The sequence below is a fragment of the Paenibacillus sp. MMS20-IR301 genome (assembly GCF_032302195.1).
In the GTDB taxonomy this organism is placed as follows: domain Bacteria; phylum Bacillota; class Bacilli; order Paenibacillales; family Paenibacillaceae; genus Paenibacillus_AQ.
The window spans coordinates 4,869,374-4,886,974 of record NZ_CP135275.1; the positions used below are offsets into that span (position 1 = coordinate 4,869,374).

A 17,601-nucleotide genomic window follows, 5' to 3' on the forward strand; every position below is an offset into this window, starting at 1 on the left:
AATTAATTGGATAAACGTCATTTAATTTCGTGCATTCTCTCTATTTTGGATGATTAGTCCTGAATTAAGTGCCTTTTTTCCAACTACTGCAAAACCCCCTCCAGGCCCTCTCCAGCCGCCACATAATACCATGGCTGGCGGGAGAGTCTGCCTAAAGGGGGATGCTTTAATCTGCTTAATTTGCTTGAATCTGTCCTAGCCCATCTTAATTACAGCCTTCACCACATCTTCTTTATTGTCGATGACGAAATCAAACGCCTTCTGCGTATCCTCGAAGTTGAACTCATGCGTCACAATGCCCTTTACGTCGATCTTGCCGTCCGCAATGGCTCCGATGGCGGCAGGGTACAGGTTACGGTAGCGGAACACCGATTTGATATCGGCTTCCTTGAACATGATCTGCATGAAGTCGAAGTCAATGATATCCTTGGCTGCCAGGCCGACAAGGACAATGCTTCCACCGCGCTTAACCAGGTAAGGCGTCTGCTTCACAGTGTGCTCACTGCCTGCCGTTTCGATAACCTTATCGACACCCTCGCCGTTCGTCAGTGCAGCGATGACTTCCAGCACATCCTCCTGCTTGGCATTGATCACCCGGGAAGCACCCAGTCTCTTCGCCGCTTCCAGCCGCTTCTCAATAATATCGACCACTACAATATCCGTAGCCCCGTAGGCTTTGCAGGCCAGCAGGGTTACAAGCCCGATACAGCCGGCCCCCAGAATCACCACTCTGTCCCCCAGCTTGATTCCGCCCTGCGCTGCAGCATGCAGCCCCACCGCCAGCGGTTCTACAAGCGCCCCCTCTTCCGAAGAGACATTATCCGGCAGCTTGAACGCCATATTCTCCGGGAAGGCCATATAATCCATCAGACAGCCATGGTAAGGCGGCGTTGCCAGAAACTTCACATCCGGGCAGAGATTGTATTTGCCGCTCTTGCAGAACTCACATTGCCCGCAGGTTACTCCAGGCTCCAGGGCCACCCGGTCGCCTACCTTAAGATGCTTCACTCCGGGTCCCAGCTCCACCACTTCACCGGCGCATTCATGCCCCAGGATGAAATCACCGTCTACCACGAAGTCGCCGATCCGGCCATACTCCAGATAGTGTACATCTGAGCCGCAAATCCCGACATACTCCAGCTTCACAATTACCTCGCCCTCCCGGGCTACCGGCATGTTAATTTCGCTCATTTCCAGCTTCTTCAGATCCGTCATATAAAAAGCTCTGTTCTTCATCGGTTACTCCTCCAAAATATTAATGTATAAGTATGGTTCACCTGACCGTCAGGCAGTCTATGCGGATTATTTCAAAGCTTCCGCCTTCTCAAGCAGGGCAATGTACTCTTCTACGTTATCATTAGCAATCAGCGGATTGCCGATATCGGTGTCAACCTGCTTTTCAGCGCCGGTCAGCAGCTGATTGCTGGTATCGAGCAGCTTCTCTGCCAGCTCAAATGCATTCTGCAGACAGGTAGAGGTCATTTTTCCTTCTTTAATCAATTGGAAAGCTTCAGCCGTTCCGTCCACACCATAAGCCAGCATCCCGCTGAACTTGGAATTATCCTTAACCGCTTCAATTGCACCAGCCGCCATATTGTCGTTCATGGAGATCACCGCATCAATCTTGTCATTGGCCTGAACCCAGTCCTCCATGTATTTCATCGCTTCGTCTTTGTTCCAGTTGGCAATCTGCTCGCCCACAATCTCTACATCCGGACGTTTGTCGAAGAATTCCTTCTGCCAGCTCTCTCTGCGTTTGTCCGCATGGAAGTTACCGGAAGGACCGTTTAGTACGACCACCTTGGCATTCTGCGGGATCTGATCAATGGCTGCACGGGCGTTAACTCCGGCCTGCTCATATGGGTCAGCATCCACGCTGGAGGCGCCTTCGATTCCGGAAATGCGGGCGTTGGTAGTGATCGCAAATTTGCCGGCCGCAATTACCTTCTCTACATAAGGTCTTTGAGCTTCACCATTATTCGGCTGTACAATTACAAGGTCGAATTTATTGGTGATGGCATTCTCAATCATGGAGTTCTCTTTATCGTCACTGGCCTGCCCGTCAAAAACCTCCAGCTTAATGTTCGGATATTTCTTCGCTTCTTCCTTCACGGCGTTTGCGAGCCAGGCGGCGAAGGAGTCAGATTGGGCACGGGCGATATAGGCAATCTTATATACCTTTTCACCGTTGTTATCTGCTGCCGACCCTGAAGAATTAGAGTTTCCGCAGCCTGCTAAAAGGCCTGCTACCAACAGTATTGAAACTACGGTCATCCATATTTTTCTCATTTTATTTCCCCTTTTATTTATTTTAAACAGCATTGCTGTTTAATCCGGTTCCCTGAATCCTTACGGTTACTTCGCATTTCCCGGTATCTGCTTACCCTTGCGTCCGCTGCCCCTGCCGCCGCTGCTCTTCCCGCTCTTATCTTCGATCCGGCCCAGAGTGCTCTTGGTTCTGCGGTTCTTGGAACGGATATCATAGATGACCGCCAAGGCGATAATGGCGCCGCGGATAATCTGCTGCATGTAGGAATCGACATTGGTCAGGTTCATGATGTTATCCAGGAACCCTACAATGAAGGCGCCGGCCAGTGTGCCGCCTGCTGAGCCGATCCCCCCGGAGAAGCTTGTGCCCCCGATAATCGCTGCTGTCAGCGCGGTGAATTCGTAGTTAATCGCTCCGTTAGGAAGTCCGGCATTCACGCGGGACATGAAGAGGATTCCGGCTACCCCGACAAAAACACCGTTAATGATAAACGCCATATACTTTACCTTGAATACATTGATCCCGGAGGCGGCGGCGGCTTCCTCATTTCCGCCCACCGCATACAGCGAGCGTCCGAATCTGGTATGCCGCAGGATGTACCAGGTAATGAAGGCGAAGGCAATCAGGAACAGCACCGGAATCGGAATGAATCCAAGCTTGCCTTGGCCTAGCACAGTGAAATCCCCCAGCTGCAGGATATTCTGGCCTTCTGTGAACAGCAGGGCGACCCCGCGGGCCATCGTGAGCATGGCCAGTGTCGCAATAAACGGCGGCGTCTTGAAGGTGCTCACCATTACCGCATTGAGAATATTGCACACAATCCCGGTCACGATACCTGTCAGGATAGCAACAGTGAATGAGCCGGTGGACTTGTAAGCGGATACAGCAAACACCCCGGAAAGCGCCAGTACAGAGCCTTGGGACAAGTCCAGCATCCCGCTGATGATCAGAATTGTCTGGCCGAATGCCAGAATTGTCGTCACCGCCAGTTGGGTAGAGATATTCGTCAGGTTATTGACGGATAAGAAGTTCGGATTGGCAAAGGAACAGACAATGAATAATGCCAGCAGCACCAGGTAGATGCTGTACGTCTTTTTGAATGTGGTCCAGAACTGGCCCCAGTTTATACTATCTTTCACTTCGGTTCACCTCATTTGATGTTGTTGTTCCGGTCGCGTATTTCATAATCTGCTCCTGGGAGAAGTCCTCCCGGCTGATTTCACCGGTAATTGTCCCCTTGTTCATCACGTAGATCCGGTCACACATCCCGAGCAGCTCGGGGAGCTCGGAAGAGACCATGATGACCACCTTGCCCTCTTTAACCAGCTCGGTCATCAGCTTATAGATTTCGTATTTGGCCCCGACATCGATCCCCCGGGTCGGCTCATCGAGAATCAGAATATCCGGATTCAGAATCATCCATTTGGCAAGTACCACCTTTTGCTGATTGCCGCCGCTCAGTGAAGCGATAACGGTATCCATGGAGGGGGTCTTTACCCGCATCTTCTGGAACATCTCTGCTACGATATCCTGTTCCACCTTGGCATGATGCCGGAAGCGGTAGAACACGTTTTTCAGGGAGGAAAGGGTTGTATTCTCCTTCACGGACCGCATCGGAATAATGCCGTACCGGCGCCGGTCCTCGGAGAGCATCACCATCCCGTGCTTGATGCTCTGCTCCACATTCTTGATGGTCACTTCCTGCCCCTTGATGTAGACATGCCCTGAGGCGATTGGATCAAGCCCGAACAAGGAACGCATCACCTCGGTTCTGCCTGCCCCGATCAGCCCGGCGAAGCCGACCATTTCCCCTTTGCGCACATGGAAGCTGACATCCCGGTAGCCTCCGGCACCGCTCAGATTCTCGACCTTCAGCAGTGTGTCACCAATCTCCACAGGCTCCTTCGGATACGTATTCGTCAGCTTGCGCCCGACCATCAGGGAGATTACAGTCTCTATATCCAGCTTCTCCTTAGGATGGCTCTCCACCACAGCCCCGTCACGGAATACGGTAATCTCATCGGCAATCTGAAAAATCTCGTCCAGCTTATGCGATATGTAGATGATGCTGACGCCGCGGGCCTGCAGCTCCCTGATCTTCACGAACAGCTTATCGACTTCCTCATGGGTAATCGCCGAGGTCGGTTCATCCATGATGATAATATCCGACTTATAAGAAATCGCTTTCATAATCTCCAGCATCTGAATATCCGACACCGTTAAGTCCTTAAGCAGCGTTGTAGGGGAATACGGGAGATTCTCCGTCTGCAGCAGCTCCGCCGTCCGCTCTCTGACCTGCTTCCAGTCTACCTTGCCGAATCTGTTCGCCGGCAGATTGCCGAGGAAGATGTTCTCCTCCACCGTCATTTCCGGCACATAGTTGAGTTCCTGAAAGATCATCGAGATCCCTAAGCTCCGTGCCTGCAGCGGATTGCCGATTCTGACCGGCTTCTCATCTATAAAGATCTGTCCGCCATCCGGCTGGTGAATCCCGTTGATGATCTTCATCAGCGTTGACTTGCCTGCACCGTTCTCGCCGCACAGGACATGCACCGTTCCTTTTTTCACCGAAAAATCAATCTTGTCTAGCGCCTTAACCCCCGGAAAGGATTTCTCAATTTGCGATACCCTGAGTTTAATGCTCTGTTCCATTCCTTTCCCTCCAAATGATGTCGTTTATTGCCGCCAAAGCTGCCGCTTGATACCAGGTTTTCACTTGCTCCGATTGTTACTAAAGTACTTTTACAAAACCTTCTTAATAAGATTATAGCGTGAATTTGCTTGAAGTCAATACGAAAACCGCAACAAATGTAACCGCATACAAAGTTCTTTTTTTCACAAATGCCTGAGGATGCAAAAAGCTCCCCCGGAGAAGGCGAAGCCGCAGCAGCAGCAACGTCCCTCGTCCAGAGGAGCCCGAAATTCAGCTATTCGATTGGCACATTAAATACTGTCGATAAAATCGGTCACCAGTTCCAGGGCGGCGCCCACGGCAGTGGCCTCCAGCTTATATTTGCAGACCCGCAGGTAGCTGCCGTCCGGCTCGAAGGTGTTCTTCCGGGCGGCCAGCCCCTGGAGCGTATTGATATAATCCTCCATATAGGCACCGGCATAGCCGCCGAGAATAACATCGCAGTCGTACAGCATCCGCAGATTGTTAATCGTCACCACCAGATAGTCCAGGTACTCCTCCCAGATGGCCTGCTGCGGCTCATTGCCCTCTTTCAGCAGCCGGAAAAATTCAACAATACTCCCCCCCGTGCTGTCCGATAAAATTCTCGCTGAGCAATAAGCATCTACACAGCCCTTCTGCCCACAGTAGCAGGTCCGGCCCCCAGGCATAATGGTCATATGGCCAAACTCCCCGCCCCGGTGGTTCTTTCCGGCATAGATCTGGTTATCTACAATAAATGAGCCGCCCACACTGTTATTAAGCGAGAGATAAACTACATTATGAATATCCTTCTCTCCCCATAATTCGGTGAAGCCTGCCGCATTCGCGTCATTGCTGAGGATACAGGGATAAGGAATGAATTCAGCGAACCGCTCGATACTTCCCCCTTGAAAATCAATAACCGTAGCATAGCTCACCGCCCTGCGGTCAGCTGTGAGAATCGCGGGCAGTGCTATTCCCACCCCGAGAATTCTGCTGCGGTCAATCCGGCATTGTTCTACAAATTCCTCCACCAGCCGGCCGACCCCTTGGAAGTACACCTCATTATTGGCAAAAGAAAACTGGTTCCTCACGTTCTTGACGACCTTACCGCTAAGATCGATCATGACAATGCCGACATGGTTCCGTGTCACATCAAGCCCGATGGCATAGCCCGCTACACTGTTGCACGCCAGGGATTTCGCTTTGCGCCCTCCTGTGGATTCGAATAACCCGTTCTCCACAACCAGTTCTCTTTCCTGCAGCTCCTTCAGGTTCTGTGTAACGGTAGGAAGAGAGAGATTCAGCGCCTGGGCAATATCCTGAATGGAGGCCGATTGCTGGGTGTACATATATCGGTAAATGGCGTTGCGGTTCATCTTTTTTAATTCCATACTGTTCAAACGATGTGTCGCCATTCATCTTCCCTCCGACTTTTACAAATGTACTTTATTAATGTATATATGTATAATAACCAATCCAGCCAACATTTGCAATTTATTTTGTGAATTATTTCACTAATAGAATTAAATCATAGTTGAGCCCCCGCTACAGCAGCATCCCAGAATTTAGTCATCCAACTGTGTCTTGCCCAGCAACTGTACGCCCAGCAGAACAAACCAGGCAGCGGACAGCAGCTGTGAGGTGAACATCACCGCAGTCCCGATCAGCCAGGGAAAGGAACCGATGAAATCGAAGATCCCGGCCGTAAGACCAAGGTAAGCTGTGAACCTGCCAAGCCCGCTTTTCCGGGTAACCAGACTGAGAAGTATCGTAGCTGCGCCCAGAATAAGAGCCGTGCAATGCATGCCTCCGTAATAGAGGCTGATGACCAGCCTGTAGAGGTCAGGCGAAAGCTCAATCTCATACACGGGATATACCCACCTGCCCAGAATAATGACCAGGAACAGATAGACAGGAATGTTAACCGCCAGCAGGCCGCAGCCCAGCATAGTCTGAATAGGACTAACCTTTACCAGTACCCGGTACAAGGCCACGGCTGAAGGGATTAACAGCAACGCAGCAAAAATTAATACTTCATCGGCCATAGAGATATTGAACCGCCATTCCTGCAGCCAGAACATTAGCCCTGTATCCGTAAGCGGCGGACTTGGCAGGGGCAGCATGAAGAGATACTGAACAAAGAATAGGATCCCGGCAAGAATTAGGCTGATTCCGCCAAACTTAATGACGCTGGCTTTGGATTTCATACGAATCATCTCACTTTTTAAGGATGTGAAGGTTTGTTTTGGTTCAGACACTCCTATTGCCCATGCTATAATCAAGGCAAACTGACCAGGAGGCCTAAAAATTCATGAATAAGATACACAGCATTACAGACAGAACTCCAGAAGTATCGCAGCAATTGGTATGTATTTGGGAAGGTGCTGTGCGGGCGACGCACTTTTTTCTCACCGAACAGAATATCACGGAATTGCGCCCGCTGGTTCAGCAGGGTATTGAGCATATCCCCCATCTGCTGGTCTACAGGAATCAGGAGCATGCGCTTGGTTTCATGGGGATTCAGGATGCCAAGCTCGAAATGCTGTTCGTGGACCCGGCTGTCCGGGGACAGGGGATCGGCAAACAGCTGGTCACTCACGCCATACATACGCTGGACGTACGTTACGTGGATGTGAATGAACAGAATCCGGAGGCGGCCGGGTTCTATGAGCATCTGGGCTTCCAGGTCTATGACAGGTCTGAATCAGATGAGCAGGGCCAGCCGTTTCCGATTCTGCATATGAAGCTGTTTACTTAGTCCTCCGTGGCAGCCCGGACAGCAATCCCGATAGCCCTGACAATATCATCAAGCGCCATGCTTGCTTTACCCGGCTTATCCAGTACTTGCTCAGGGATGTAAGGGACATGGATGAACCCGCCGCGGACTGCCGGATCATTCTGTTCAATATGGTGCAGCAGACCATACATAAGATTGTTGCACACATAAGTTCCTGCGCTGTTCGAGAGGAAAGCCGGAAGGCCGCCTTCCTTAATGCGCTGAACTATTTTTTTGACCGGCAGGCTGGAAAAATAAGCATTCGGACCGCCCGCCAGAACCGGCATATCCTCCGGCTGGTAACCCTCGTTGTCGGCAATGGATGCATCCATCAGATTGACGGCAATCCGCTCGACCGTAATTCCGCTGACCCCGCCGGCTTGTCCGACACAAATTACCGCATCCGGCTGCTCCGCTTCGATAGCTGAGATCAATTGTTCCACCGACTTTTGAAAGACAACGGGAAGCGGCAGCTTGATGATCTCTGCAGTGGCAATCTGGCTTTCCAGACGCCGTACCGCTTCGAGAGAGGGATTGATCTGCTCTCCGCCAAACGGCTCGAAGCCTGTAATGAGGATTCTCATGGGTTTGCCCTCTCTTCCGTAACATATAATGTACGCTCATAATTCCGGTTAGCTGAGCTCACTCTGTATTGGTCCAAATATTCATCGCATGCGTACGGACCCCAATATTCCCGTGTTGCCTGTAGGCTCTCAGCCGGTCTGCCGGCTCCGGAGTCCAGAGCAGCGTACGTCCGGCGGCTTCAAGCAGCGCCAGCCCAAGATACGCCGGCTCATCCCCCGCACCATCAGCCCCTAGCTGATCTACGATTGTAAGCAGCGTCTCAGCGTTCCAATATCCTCTGTCATCTTCTAAAAGATGTGTTAACTGATCATAGGCATCCCCTAGCAGCAGTGGCTGATTGGCAATACAGCGGGCAATCCGGGTCACATAAGCGGCGGATGCCTCCACATCATTCCAGTCTATGACTGCGAGATTCAGCTTCACTACAGCCTGCTGCAAAGTTTCATTGGCGGCCAGACAGTCAGCGATGCCCGTGTACAGCGGGATAAGATTCATCCGTGTAATCCGTGGTAAACTAGTCAGCTGGTTCACCAGCTTCAGAAGGCGCTGCCGGTGAGGCAGATCTCTTGTAGATGCGGCATTCCACTCCTCTCTTCCCGCCGCACCCGCCAGCTCCCCGCATACCCTAATGATCACGTCATTGACCTTACCATCCCGGCAGGTCTCTACCAGCGTAATCATGGCGAACTCCCACCTGGCATCATCCTGCAAATCCGTGATAGCCCGGGCGGTAGCAGCGGCAATCACAGCTTCATGCCCACTGGTCCACTGCAGCATGGCAATGAACGCATGTCTGCCTGCAAAGATATCCGCATGTCCAGCAATGGCAAGGATTAACGCCAAATATCGCGGTCTGTAGTCCAATGGAAGATTAGCCGGCCGCTCAGACAATATGCTAAGAACAATATCCGTTTGCGGGGAAGCCGCCATCGCCTCCAGAATGCCCCAGCTGCGTTCATCATCCAGAAGCTGCCGCGCAGCATGCCCGATCGCGATGATTACGTCCTTATGCGTCTTAGGTTTCCTGAACTCATTCAGCAGCAGCGGAAGGCTGTCGCCGCTTCTGTACGCACCGAGTAAGCGGACGGCCTCTTTTCTCACCGTAATCTTCAGCTTGTCCCGTTGCAGCAGCTCCTTCAGCATAGCCGTCAATAACTCCGGATTTACTCTGCGGATACATCGCGGTATGGAGTACATGGCTACACGGGCCCGGTCCCCGTCGAGATTATCCAGCAGGACAGGCAGCACCTTCTCCGGTTCTTCCGTCAGCGACAGGGCATGCAGCGCAGCTTCGGCTACAGCTACCTCCTTATCCTGTACAAGCCCGAACAGCCTGTCCGGTCTGAGGTCAGGCATACCCGCCATAATCCGGATGGCTCTTGCACGCTCCCACAGGTTACGCTTAGGATCAGAGACGACTTTGTCGAGCAATGCTTGGTAAGCCTGTTGCTGACGGGGCAGCCATCTGTAGAATCCGCCCTCCGCCGGAACAAGATAGATCGTCTTGCCGGACAGGAAACGCCCTTTAACGGCATTCCCTGAAATAAACGGATCGAGCCATTCCTGGCGTCTCAGATGCAGATGCTGGAACACCTCTTGGATCTTGATATACGATTTGTCCAAAGACAGTAATTCCTTAACTCTGGCATCACGCGTCTTATGCGGTGCAAGCCAGTATCTTGCCGCCTGCATGGCTGTAGACTCTGACTTCACCTTTGCAGCTTCCTCCAGCAGATGCTGAAGCTTCTGAATGCCGTGCCCTCTTGTACCGAAAGAGTTAGCCAGGCTAAAGAGCAGATTGTAATTCTCTCTACGTCCCGCCTGGGCAGCTAATGTATAGATTTCATCAAAAATAAGCTCCTCTACCCCCTTAGGCATGTTCCTCTCTAAGGATGGAAGGGAGAGCTGCCCGCTCTGCCGGGCCAGCTTGGTAATCGTGTCCAAGGCGAACCTGAACAGCCCGCTATGAGGCTGCACGGCAGTATGCCGCAGAATAGCAAAGGCCAGCTGCTGAACGGAATACTTCGTACCATATGAAGTATCCCTGGCATCGATAACACTATCCACCAGCACCTCAAGCTGCGGCACATCGCTATCTGTGAAGGCAGACGCCGGACTTTCCGACAGCGCTTTGAACACTAGGCCGCGAACGGGGTCCTGGTCATTTCTGATCCGGCCCAGGTAGACAAGCGTCTCTTGCATCCCCTGCCGCGAAAGTGCCGTGCTCCGGATCAGCTGCATCAGCGCAGCCCCGCGTTCGTCTGCACTGGATACCTGCGCTGCCTGTTCCAGCTTCTCCCGGGAATGCCGGATAGAACGGCAAGCTGTTATTCTCAGTGTCCGCTCCCGGTCATCCCGGATTTCCCGGAGGTCCAGCATCCGGGCCGCTTCCCCGTCACGCAAGGCATGCGGCAATACATACAGTATTTTATCCGGGAAAATACGCCCCTTGCGCTTATCCTCCGGATACACGGCATCAAAAATCTCTCTGCGGCTGGAAGGCGCCATATGATAAAGCAAATTTGCTATATGATTAGGATAATCTGCAAGCAGCTTGGCCAGCTCCGTCCACTGCTCTAAGGATAGGTATTTTTTGCGCTTCAGGACACCCTCAGGAACACCATACCTGATCAGATCGCTCCGCAGCTCAGATTGTGTCAGCAGCTGATACACTGCATCGGGATACTGGCGTACCAGGGGGCCGAGCTGTTTTTTAAACGCCGGATGTATACTGCCCATAGGTCCATTAGTCATTGCATTCGCAAGCACCAGCTCCGGCTTTTCTTTGCATAATAGCTCCATTGCGGAAGAGAACCGCGACCAGACACGCCCTTTTTCCCGGAGGGGTGTATCCTCCAGCGTCGTTACGAAATAAACCGCGACCACATCAAGATGCCGGATGGCCAATTTCTTCCAGTCCTTAACCGCGTATCCGATCTCACCAAGCCACTGGCTGACCGTTGCCGGAGTGCAGGCCTGCAGGACAATAGCCGCCTCCTCAGCTCCCGAGCGGGCATGAACCACCGGCAGTATGCGCTCCGCCAACTCCCTGCGGTTCAACTGGGATATCGTGCGCAGCAGCTTGCGGCGGCAATCCTGTGACATTCCGGGAAGCTCACGTTCAATCTCTTCCTCTGAGGCCACTTTGGCCAAGAGACCTGCAGCAGTATTCCGGATACTTGCCAGGGGATGCCGCAGCGCGGACAGAATCACAGGGACATCCAGTGTTGCAATGGCACCGGTCAGGGCCAGTCGTGCTTCATACGCACCATCCTCCAGTAAGGAGGACAGTAACTCTGAATACCGGGCGGAACCTAGATGTTCCCGGCCCAGAATGGCTACTTTCTTGCTTCTATCCGAATACCCCAGGGAATCCAGTTCCTTAAGAAAGCTCTGTTTGTCCAGCGGATCTCTTGTTAGCTTCATCAGTCGCCTCCTGCACCTGTTCTTATTCCACTTCAGCTTTATTCTCTATACCCCGATCTATCCCCTTCTAAAAGTTAGAATTTAACAATCCTGTTCCCGCTTAAAAAAGCAACCCCGAAGCCGGCGATTCAGCCGTCCTCAGGGTTACCCGTTGTCTTACCTATTCAGCTGTTTCATGCTTGGCTCCGCGCTGTTGTACAAACACATACGTACGCTCATCCGACAGCTCATCCGCAAATTTGAAATCGAAGCCGCTGAAGTCCCGGATGTCCTCCACCCGGCTGATCTGCTGCTCGGCCATGAACCGGACCATTTCGCCTCTGGCCATCTTGACCAGGGTTGCCCGCTCCACCACCTTGCCGCCGATCTCCTGTCCGAATACCACACTGATCATCCTGGTGTTCTTGCCCAAATAGGGAGAGATGGTCTTGCTGTATTCTTTAGAGGCCAGATTCAGAAGGGTATCACTCTCTGTACACAGCTGGTCCGCCAGCTTGCGGTTCCAGAACTCATAGATCGAGCCAAATCCGGGGCCGCTAAGCTTCGCCTGCATCTCCAGCCTGTACGGAACCACCCCGTCAAAGGGCCGGACAATCCCGTAGAACCCGGACAGAATCCGCAAGTGCTGCTGCAGATATTCCAGCTCCTTCATTTGCAGGACTCCGGGGGCCATGTACTGGTACTGTATCCCCTCGTAGGCGAAGAGCGCGGGTGTCAGATTACGGGTGACATCCATCTCCCGGATCCGCTCCATATTCAGCGCTGTGATAGCATCATTGCATTTCCACAGTGCCTTGGCTTCTTCATAGCTTAGCTGCTGTAATAAGCCAAGAAGGATTTCCGACCCGCTGGTGAATTGCGGCAGGCCGCGGCACTCCAGGAAATCGGTATCGGTCTTCATCTTCTTGGCAGGCGATATTATGATTCTCATGCTGCTCCCTTGTCTTATCCCCGCAGGGAAAATAAATGTACTCCTATCCTATCACATTTATTCAAGTCCAAGCGGTACAAATACCGAAGCGCAGTTGGCTTGCCGGAAGCGGGCGATTACCTGCCTGCTCCAGTCGCGGGTATACCCCGGGTTAGCGCTGAAGAACAGCTCATCCAGATAATTGAATGTGATGTCATACGGTATCCCCGGATTATCACCGTTCACTTCAAGCTGGGTAATATGCAGGTAGATGCCTCCGGGTAACGTAATCTTTTCTACACATCCGGGAATGGAATCGAAGCTGCTGACTCTTGTGCCGAAGCAGGAATTGTACTTGCCCTCCTCTCCGCTATCCAATGCGAACCCGTAATAATCATGCAGATAATATTTGGCCGCCTCGGTGGCAAACACCTGATCCTGCACCCCGAAATATTTGGTAATAACAAACTCTTCCGAATCAGGCGGCGTCATGCTGCAGGCTATCTTCATGTCCGGCAACGTCACCGCCTTGAAGCGGATGGAGGCAAACCGCTGCTCAGCATTATCCGCAATCATAACGGGTTCGTATTTGGTGAGAATATCCCCCGACTCGTCATATGTATTGAAGCTCAGTCCGGAAGGGTTGTACACGTAGCTGGTGTCATTACGGAATTCCCCGACAAAATATTCATCTGCATGCATCCGCTCATCATAGCCGATCCGTTCCGCTTGTTTACCCTCGTTAATCAGAACCTTGGCATAGCGGCAGGCCGGTACGGTAAGCGTCTCCGTATATTCCGGCAGATGCCCGGGCAATCCGTCGAAGCTGTCTACTTCATAACCTACAAGCACTTTATAGTTGCCGTCGCCCTGCACCTCTGAACGTACAGTGACAATCTCCTTGCCTTTCAGTTGCCGGCTGATCAGGCTGGAGAGCAGTGTCATATCTCCTTCAGCAATCAGCTTTTTCGTATAAAAGTAGTCATTCAGTGTACAGCTCGCATGCTCAAAGCCATAATATCCGCCGTAACCCCGGCTCTCATACGATACCGGCAGCGCAATCCCCACCACCTTCATCTCCGGCCTGTCCACGATACTACACAGCTCCGTAATCTGCTCTACCTGCACCTCATTCGCGATTTCCATTTTCTTAATCTCCTCCACCATTCTTAGAATTGCCGGCTTGACCCGGGGACTATAGCTTTCGGATGCCTGCTCCGGCTGTACATGTTTTCTCAAGTTCATCATTGTTCGGCTCCCTTCACTATGTAATTTCACTATACAAAGATATACGCCCGAAATATTATCCGTTCTTAACATCTTTCAGCTTGATCCACACCTTCATCATTATTGCGTCCGACTCAGCCTGGCCTCCTGTCTCATAGGTGATACACGCGGGCTGATCCTCTCTGCACCAGCCGTTCTCCTGTATCCATGCCTCCAAAAGAATGATGAACACCCCGCTGTCGCTGTAATTCACGCGCTCAAGCACCGCATATCTGCCTGCGGCAAGCTGCAATACTTCAAGGCCAGTGTCCAGTGGAAGCTCTATCGGCTGTTCCAGCCTTACCCCGCAGGTGCAGCTGCTGCCATGCTGAGTCACATAGAACTCCCTTAACGTTCTGATCATCTCCGGATGATGCCGCGCCAGAACCTTCATCACCGCGCCAGCTGCTGCTTCCTCTGCCCCATCGCCTTCCCGGGTTGACACCAGGAACGCTTTGTCCTCACAGACCGCTGCGCTAATCTTGTCGTAATCCGTCCGCTTCCGCACCGGCATATACAGCACCAGCTTCTTCACTTCACCGCTCTTACAGATATACTCTTCGAAATAATGCCCGTCATCCTGCTCAAACATGCTGGTTCTCAGCCACTTTAAATACAGATAATCCCACGCCAGTCCGATCTCGTTATCATCACTCCTGACAGCCGTCTTCGCGAAAGTTAAACTGAGTTCTGGAACCACAGTTATTTCTTCAAAAATCGTATGTATGAGCTTGTTCACCAGGCCAGAATCGTATTCCACAGCGAGCTTGTAACAGAATAAGCCGTCCTGCGGCTCTCCATCTCTGCCGAAGAGTCTGCCCTGGTATCCGGGTAAGTGAACATGCAGTGCATCTACCGCCTGCTGTTCTATGCCTTGCTGTCTGGGATGATAGAATTTCATGTGTAATGTCTTGGGGATAGTCTCTGCCGTTACAGTTACCTGTCTTACGGGTTCGCTGTCGAATCTGGGGAAGTAATAGCTGGCTTCGCTCTTCTGGTACGCCAGTGGTGTCATCGCGGTGGAGGATTTCACGTATTTGCAAAGAGCCTGCTGTGAGCTGTAGCCGCAAGTATAGGCGATCTCGGCAAGCGGGAGCTGTGAGTACTTGATTAAGCCGAGTGCCTCCGACAATCTGCGCTTGCGGATGTATTCTTTTACCGAATGGCCGGTATAGGTATAAAATTCACGGTATAGCTGCATGAGTGACGTATACCCGGCCTGTGCAGCCTGTTCAAGAGGAATATCCTCGTACAGATGCTTCTCGATGAAGTCGATGGATTGCCTGAAACGGGCGGATTTGTTCATTGATGTCCTCCGTATAGTGACTGCCGTACACTTAAATTACTGCAAGATATTTCAAGTTACTGCGAGATGCTCCAAATTGCTTGAAGCTTCAGCGGATTTACTTTTTAATTCCACAGAGGTTACGGGAACTCCTTCTCCCTATTTTCCAATATATAGATTCTTCATTTTCAAGTTAGACACCCCATACAACACCAAAAAGCCCAAGCCCCGCTTCCCCGGCAGGCTTGAGCTTCTTGCTTCACACTATTCCCCAATCGTCTTAATCACCGTATCAAACGGAGCCAGCTCCAGCGTATACACTCCATACTCCGTCTCGATCGACGCCCTCTGTACCTGGTCGCTGTTGTTGATCACCACAAGCCGTTTGCTCTCCGGATAATAGGCGCACTCCGTATACAGATTGTCAGGGATGTACTTCGTCTCCTCCAGCTCACCGCCCGCATAGCGGATCAGATTCAGCAGCAAGCGGGTATTCGCCCAGTTAAAGCTGAATGACGGCAGATAAATGCCCTTTCCTTTGCCGAAGCTATGGATAGACAATGTGATCTTACCTTCACTTTCACTCACCACCTCAGCCGCTCCGTCTGTCAGATACACGCCATTCTTCGGTGCTATGCTCGCTCCGTCAGGAATCAGGCCGTGATCATCGCTGGCCGAGAACGCCCACTTGCCATGAACCACTCTTGCACCGGTGTCCTCATCCACTCCCAGCACATGAGCCATGCGGAAGTAATGATCATAACTTTGCACAGCCGAAGGCTCGTTGACCCCGATAAAAGCTCCGCCCTCATACACCCACTGGGTCAGCAGGTCCACGCCCTTGCTGTCCTTCCAGTGATCCCCGCCGCTCCACGCTGAGCCCGCTGCTCCGGCGTTAATGACCACATCCACATGCTGCAGCACGCCCTGGCGGATATCCGCGAAATCAATAAACTGCACTTCCACCGGCAAGCCGGACAGCGCTTCATTAATATGAATCAGATCATGCATGTAGGTCTCATGAAAATGACCGGAGAGCGTCCACGATCTCAGCTTGCCCCAGGAATGCAGAACAGCCACCTTCGTCTTCACCTGATAAGGCTTGCCCTGCTGATGCAGCTCCTTAATTTCTCTGAATTCACCGGCAATCTTCCCGATATACTCGCAGAAGTCCGGATAGCCCTCCACCAGATGCAGATATCCGCCCAGGCCAATCCGGTCTATCGGCTCCCGCAGGAGGGCGCGGCGGATGTTGATCCAGTAGTTTTTGGCGTCCAGTGTAGGGTTTCCGCCTTCCATGAAGGTTGGCGCCCCTCCTAGACCGACCGGGAAAAGATAAGGATGCAGCCGGATTTCATGGGTGTCCACCTTGACCCCGGAGCACATCCGCGCTTCGTACCCCGAGAATACACATTTGATCATCCCGTCGAAGCCGAACTCCTGGAAACGGTCATTATAAGGCTCCGCCCCCACCCAGCTGTCATCATAGAAGACATACGCCAGCTTGCCGTGATTATGCACAATGTCGATCAGCTGCTTGCCGAACTTAATTACGAAGTTATTGATGAACGCCATCCAGTCGAGCTTGCGCTGCTCTGCCGGGATGTGGCTGACACGGTATTTGCCGCCGTTCACGAAATCCTCTGCCGTCAGGCTGTAGCCGTATTCCTTCGCGAACAGATCAAGCGCTCTGGCGCTTACCGTGAAATCGTACGAACCCCAATCCGAGAACAGATGGCGGTTGCGCTCACTGCTGCCCCAGATCCAGGCGAAGTTGTAGAAAAGCGAAGTGAAGCGCACCACGGTTGTTTCCCTATGCTGCTGGCACCAGTTCTCCATCCACTCCAGCAGGTACGCCTGCGTCTCCATGTACATCGGATCAATCTGCATCAGATGATCCTTGGTCCAGTTATTCGTCGTATGGTTATACATCGAGATCTCTTCCCAGATCCGGTAGGCGATGAAGCTCACCGTGTACTTATGCCAAGGGGCAATCCCGGTGATGACCACATTGCCTGATTCGCGGTCATAATTCCACTGTTCTCTTGGCACCTCTTCACTGGTCGTCCGGTCATACACCTGCCAGTACTTGAACGCTTCACGCGAATCATTGACTCTGAATTGCTCCGCGAAGAAATCCTCCATCAGGTAGACCGACAGGTAATCCTGTACTGCTACCTTCGGATTCGTAATCAGGAAGCTCTGCTGCAGCTTGTCCTGGTTACGGGACGCCCACTCATTATGGTCGCGGATAATACAGATGGTTGAATAAATGCCGTACCCCGCATTAATAATCTCACCCGACAGCTGTGTGCCGTCACTATCACGGATAACATCGGCTCCCCAGCGTTCGGCGAGCTCCAGCGTCAATGCCTCATAACCGGATTCGCCCGGCAGGGTGAAGGCTCCCTTGGATGCTCCACTCAAC

At 52.2% G+C, this 17,601-nt stretch carries 13 protein-coding genes; 1 reads left to right on the forward strand and 12 read right to left on the reverse strand.

Annotation, left to right across the window (positions count from 1 at the left end; all coding sequences use genetic code 11):
• Window positions 1-195: 195 nt before the first annotated feature.
• From LOS79_RS20915 to LOS79_RS20940, 6 genes are all read right to left on the reverse strand, one after another.
• Window positions 196-1,236, reverse strand: coding sequence for an NAD(P)-dependent alcohol dehydrogenase (locus LOS79_RS20915; RefSeq protein WP_315412027.1), 1,041 nt, complete (start codon window positions 1,234-1,236; stop codon window positions 196-198).
• A gap of 66 nt (window positions 1,237-1,302) precedes the next feature.
• The gene (locus LOS79_RS20920; RefSeq protein ID WP_315412029.1) at window positions 1,303-2,289 is read right to left on the reverse strand and encodes a sugar ABC transporter substrate-binding protein; all 987 of its coding nucleotides are present in this window, start codon (window positions 2,287-2,289) and stop codon (window positions 1,303-1,305) included.
• A gap of 66 nt (window positions 2,290-2,355) precedes the next feature.
• The gene (locus tag LOS79_RS20925) at window positions 2,356-3,408 is read right to left on the reverse strand and encodes an ABC transporter permease (protein WP_315412030.1); all 1,053 of its coding nucleotides are present in this window, start codon (window positions 3,406-3,408) and stop codon (window positions 2,356-2,358) included.
• Complete coding sequence (locus LOS79_RS20930) at window positions 3,398-4,921, reverse strand: sugar ABC transporter ATP-binding protein (RefSeq protein ID WP_315412032.1); 1,524 nt, start codon at window positions 4,919-4,921, stop codon at window positions 3,398-3,400. The genes LOS79_RS20925 and LOS79_RS20930 overlap by 11 nt, the downstream gene beginning before the upstream one ends.
• Window positions 4,922-5,212: 291 nt before the next feature.
• A complete protein-coding gene (locus tag LOS79_RS20935; protein WP_315412033.1) occupies window positions 5,213-6,340 on the reverse strand; it encodes an ROK family transcriptional regulator in 1,128 nt (375 codons plus the stop codon).
• A 150-nt stretch (window positions 6,341-6,490) separates the two neighbouring features.
• Window positions 6,491-7,141, reverse strand: a complete 651-nt coding sequence (locus LOS79_RS20940) for a hypothetical protein (RefSeq protein ID WP_315412035.1) — start codon at window positions 7,139-7,141, stop codon at window positions 6,491-6,493.
• A 95-nt stretch (window positions 7,142-7,236) separates the two neighbouring features.
• Between LOS79_RS20940 and LOS79_RS20945 the strand changes: the two genes are divergently transcribed.
• Window positions 7,237-7,683, forward strand: coding sequence for an acetyltransferase (locus LOS79_RS20945; RefSeq protein WP_315412036.1), 447 nt, complete (start codon window positions 7,237-7,239; stop codon window positions 7,681-7,683).
• Here LOS79_RS20945 and pcp read toward each other — a convergent pair.
• The 6 genes from pcp to gnpA form a co-directional block, all read right to left on the reverse strand.
• Window positions 7,680-8,285 (reverse strand): pyroglutamyl-peptidase I, encoded by a 606-nt coding sequence (pcp, locus tag LOS79_RS20950; protein ID WP_315412038.1) that lies wholly within the window; start codon window positions 8,283-8,285, stop codon window positions 7,680-7,682. The two genes, LOS79_RS20945 and pcp, sit on opposite strands and share 4 nt — an antisense overlap.
• A gap of 58 nt (window positions 8,286-8,343) precedes the next feature.
• Entirely contained in the window at window positions 8,344-11,712 is a 3,369-nt protein-coding gene (locus LOS79_RS20955; protein WP_315412040.1) for a HEAT repeat domain-containing protein, read from the reverse strand.
• 160 nt (window positions 11,713-11,872) lie between these two features.
• Window positions 11,873-12,643: a peroxide stress protein YaaA gene (gene yaaA, locus LOS79_RS20960; RefSeq protein ID WP_315412042.1), complete on the reverse strand. Its 771-nt coding sequence runs from the start codon at window positions 12,641-12,643 to the stop codon at window positions 11,873-11,875.
• Window positions 12,644-12,700: 57 nt separating this feature from the next.
• On the reverse strand, window positions 12,701-13,870 hold the full coding sequence (locus LOS79_RS20965) for a GyrI-like domain-containing protein (RefSeq protein ID WP_315412043.1): 1,170 nt from the start codon (window positions 13,868-13,870) through the stop codon (window positions 12,701-12,703).
• 55 nt (window positions 13,871-13,925) lie between these two features.
• Window positions 13,926-15,194, reverse strand: coding sequence for a helix-turn-helix domain-containing protein (locus LOS79_RS20970; RefSeq protein WP_315412044.1), 1,269 nt, complete (start codon window positions 15,192-15,194; stop codon window positions 13,926-13,928).
• A 243-nt stretch (window positions 15,195-15,437) separates the two neighbouring features.
• Complete coding sequence (gnpA, locus tag LOS79_RS20975) at window positions 15,438-17,600, reverse strand: 1,3-beta-galactosyl-N-acetylhexosamine phosphorylase (protein WP_315412046.1); 2,163 nt, start codon at window positions 17,598-17,600, stop codon at window positions 15,438-15,440.
• Window position 17,601 lies beyond the last annotated feature (1 nt).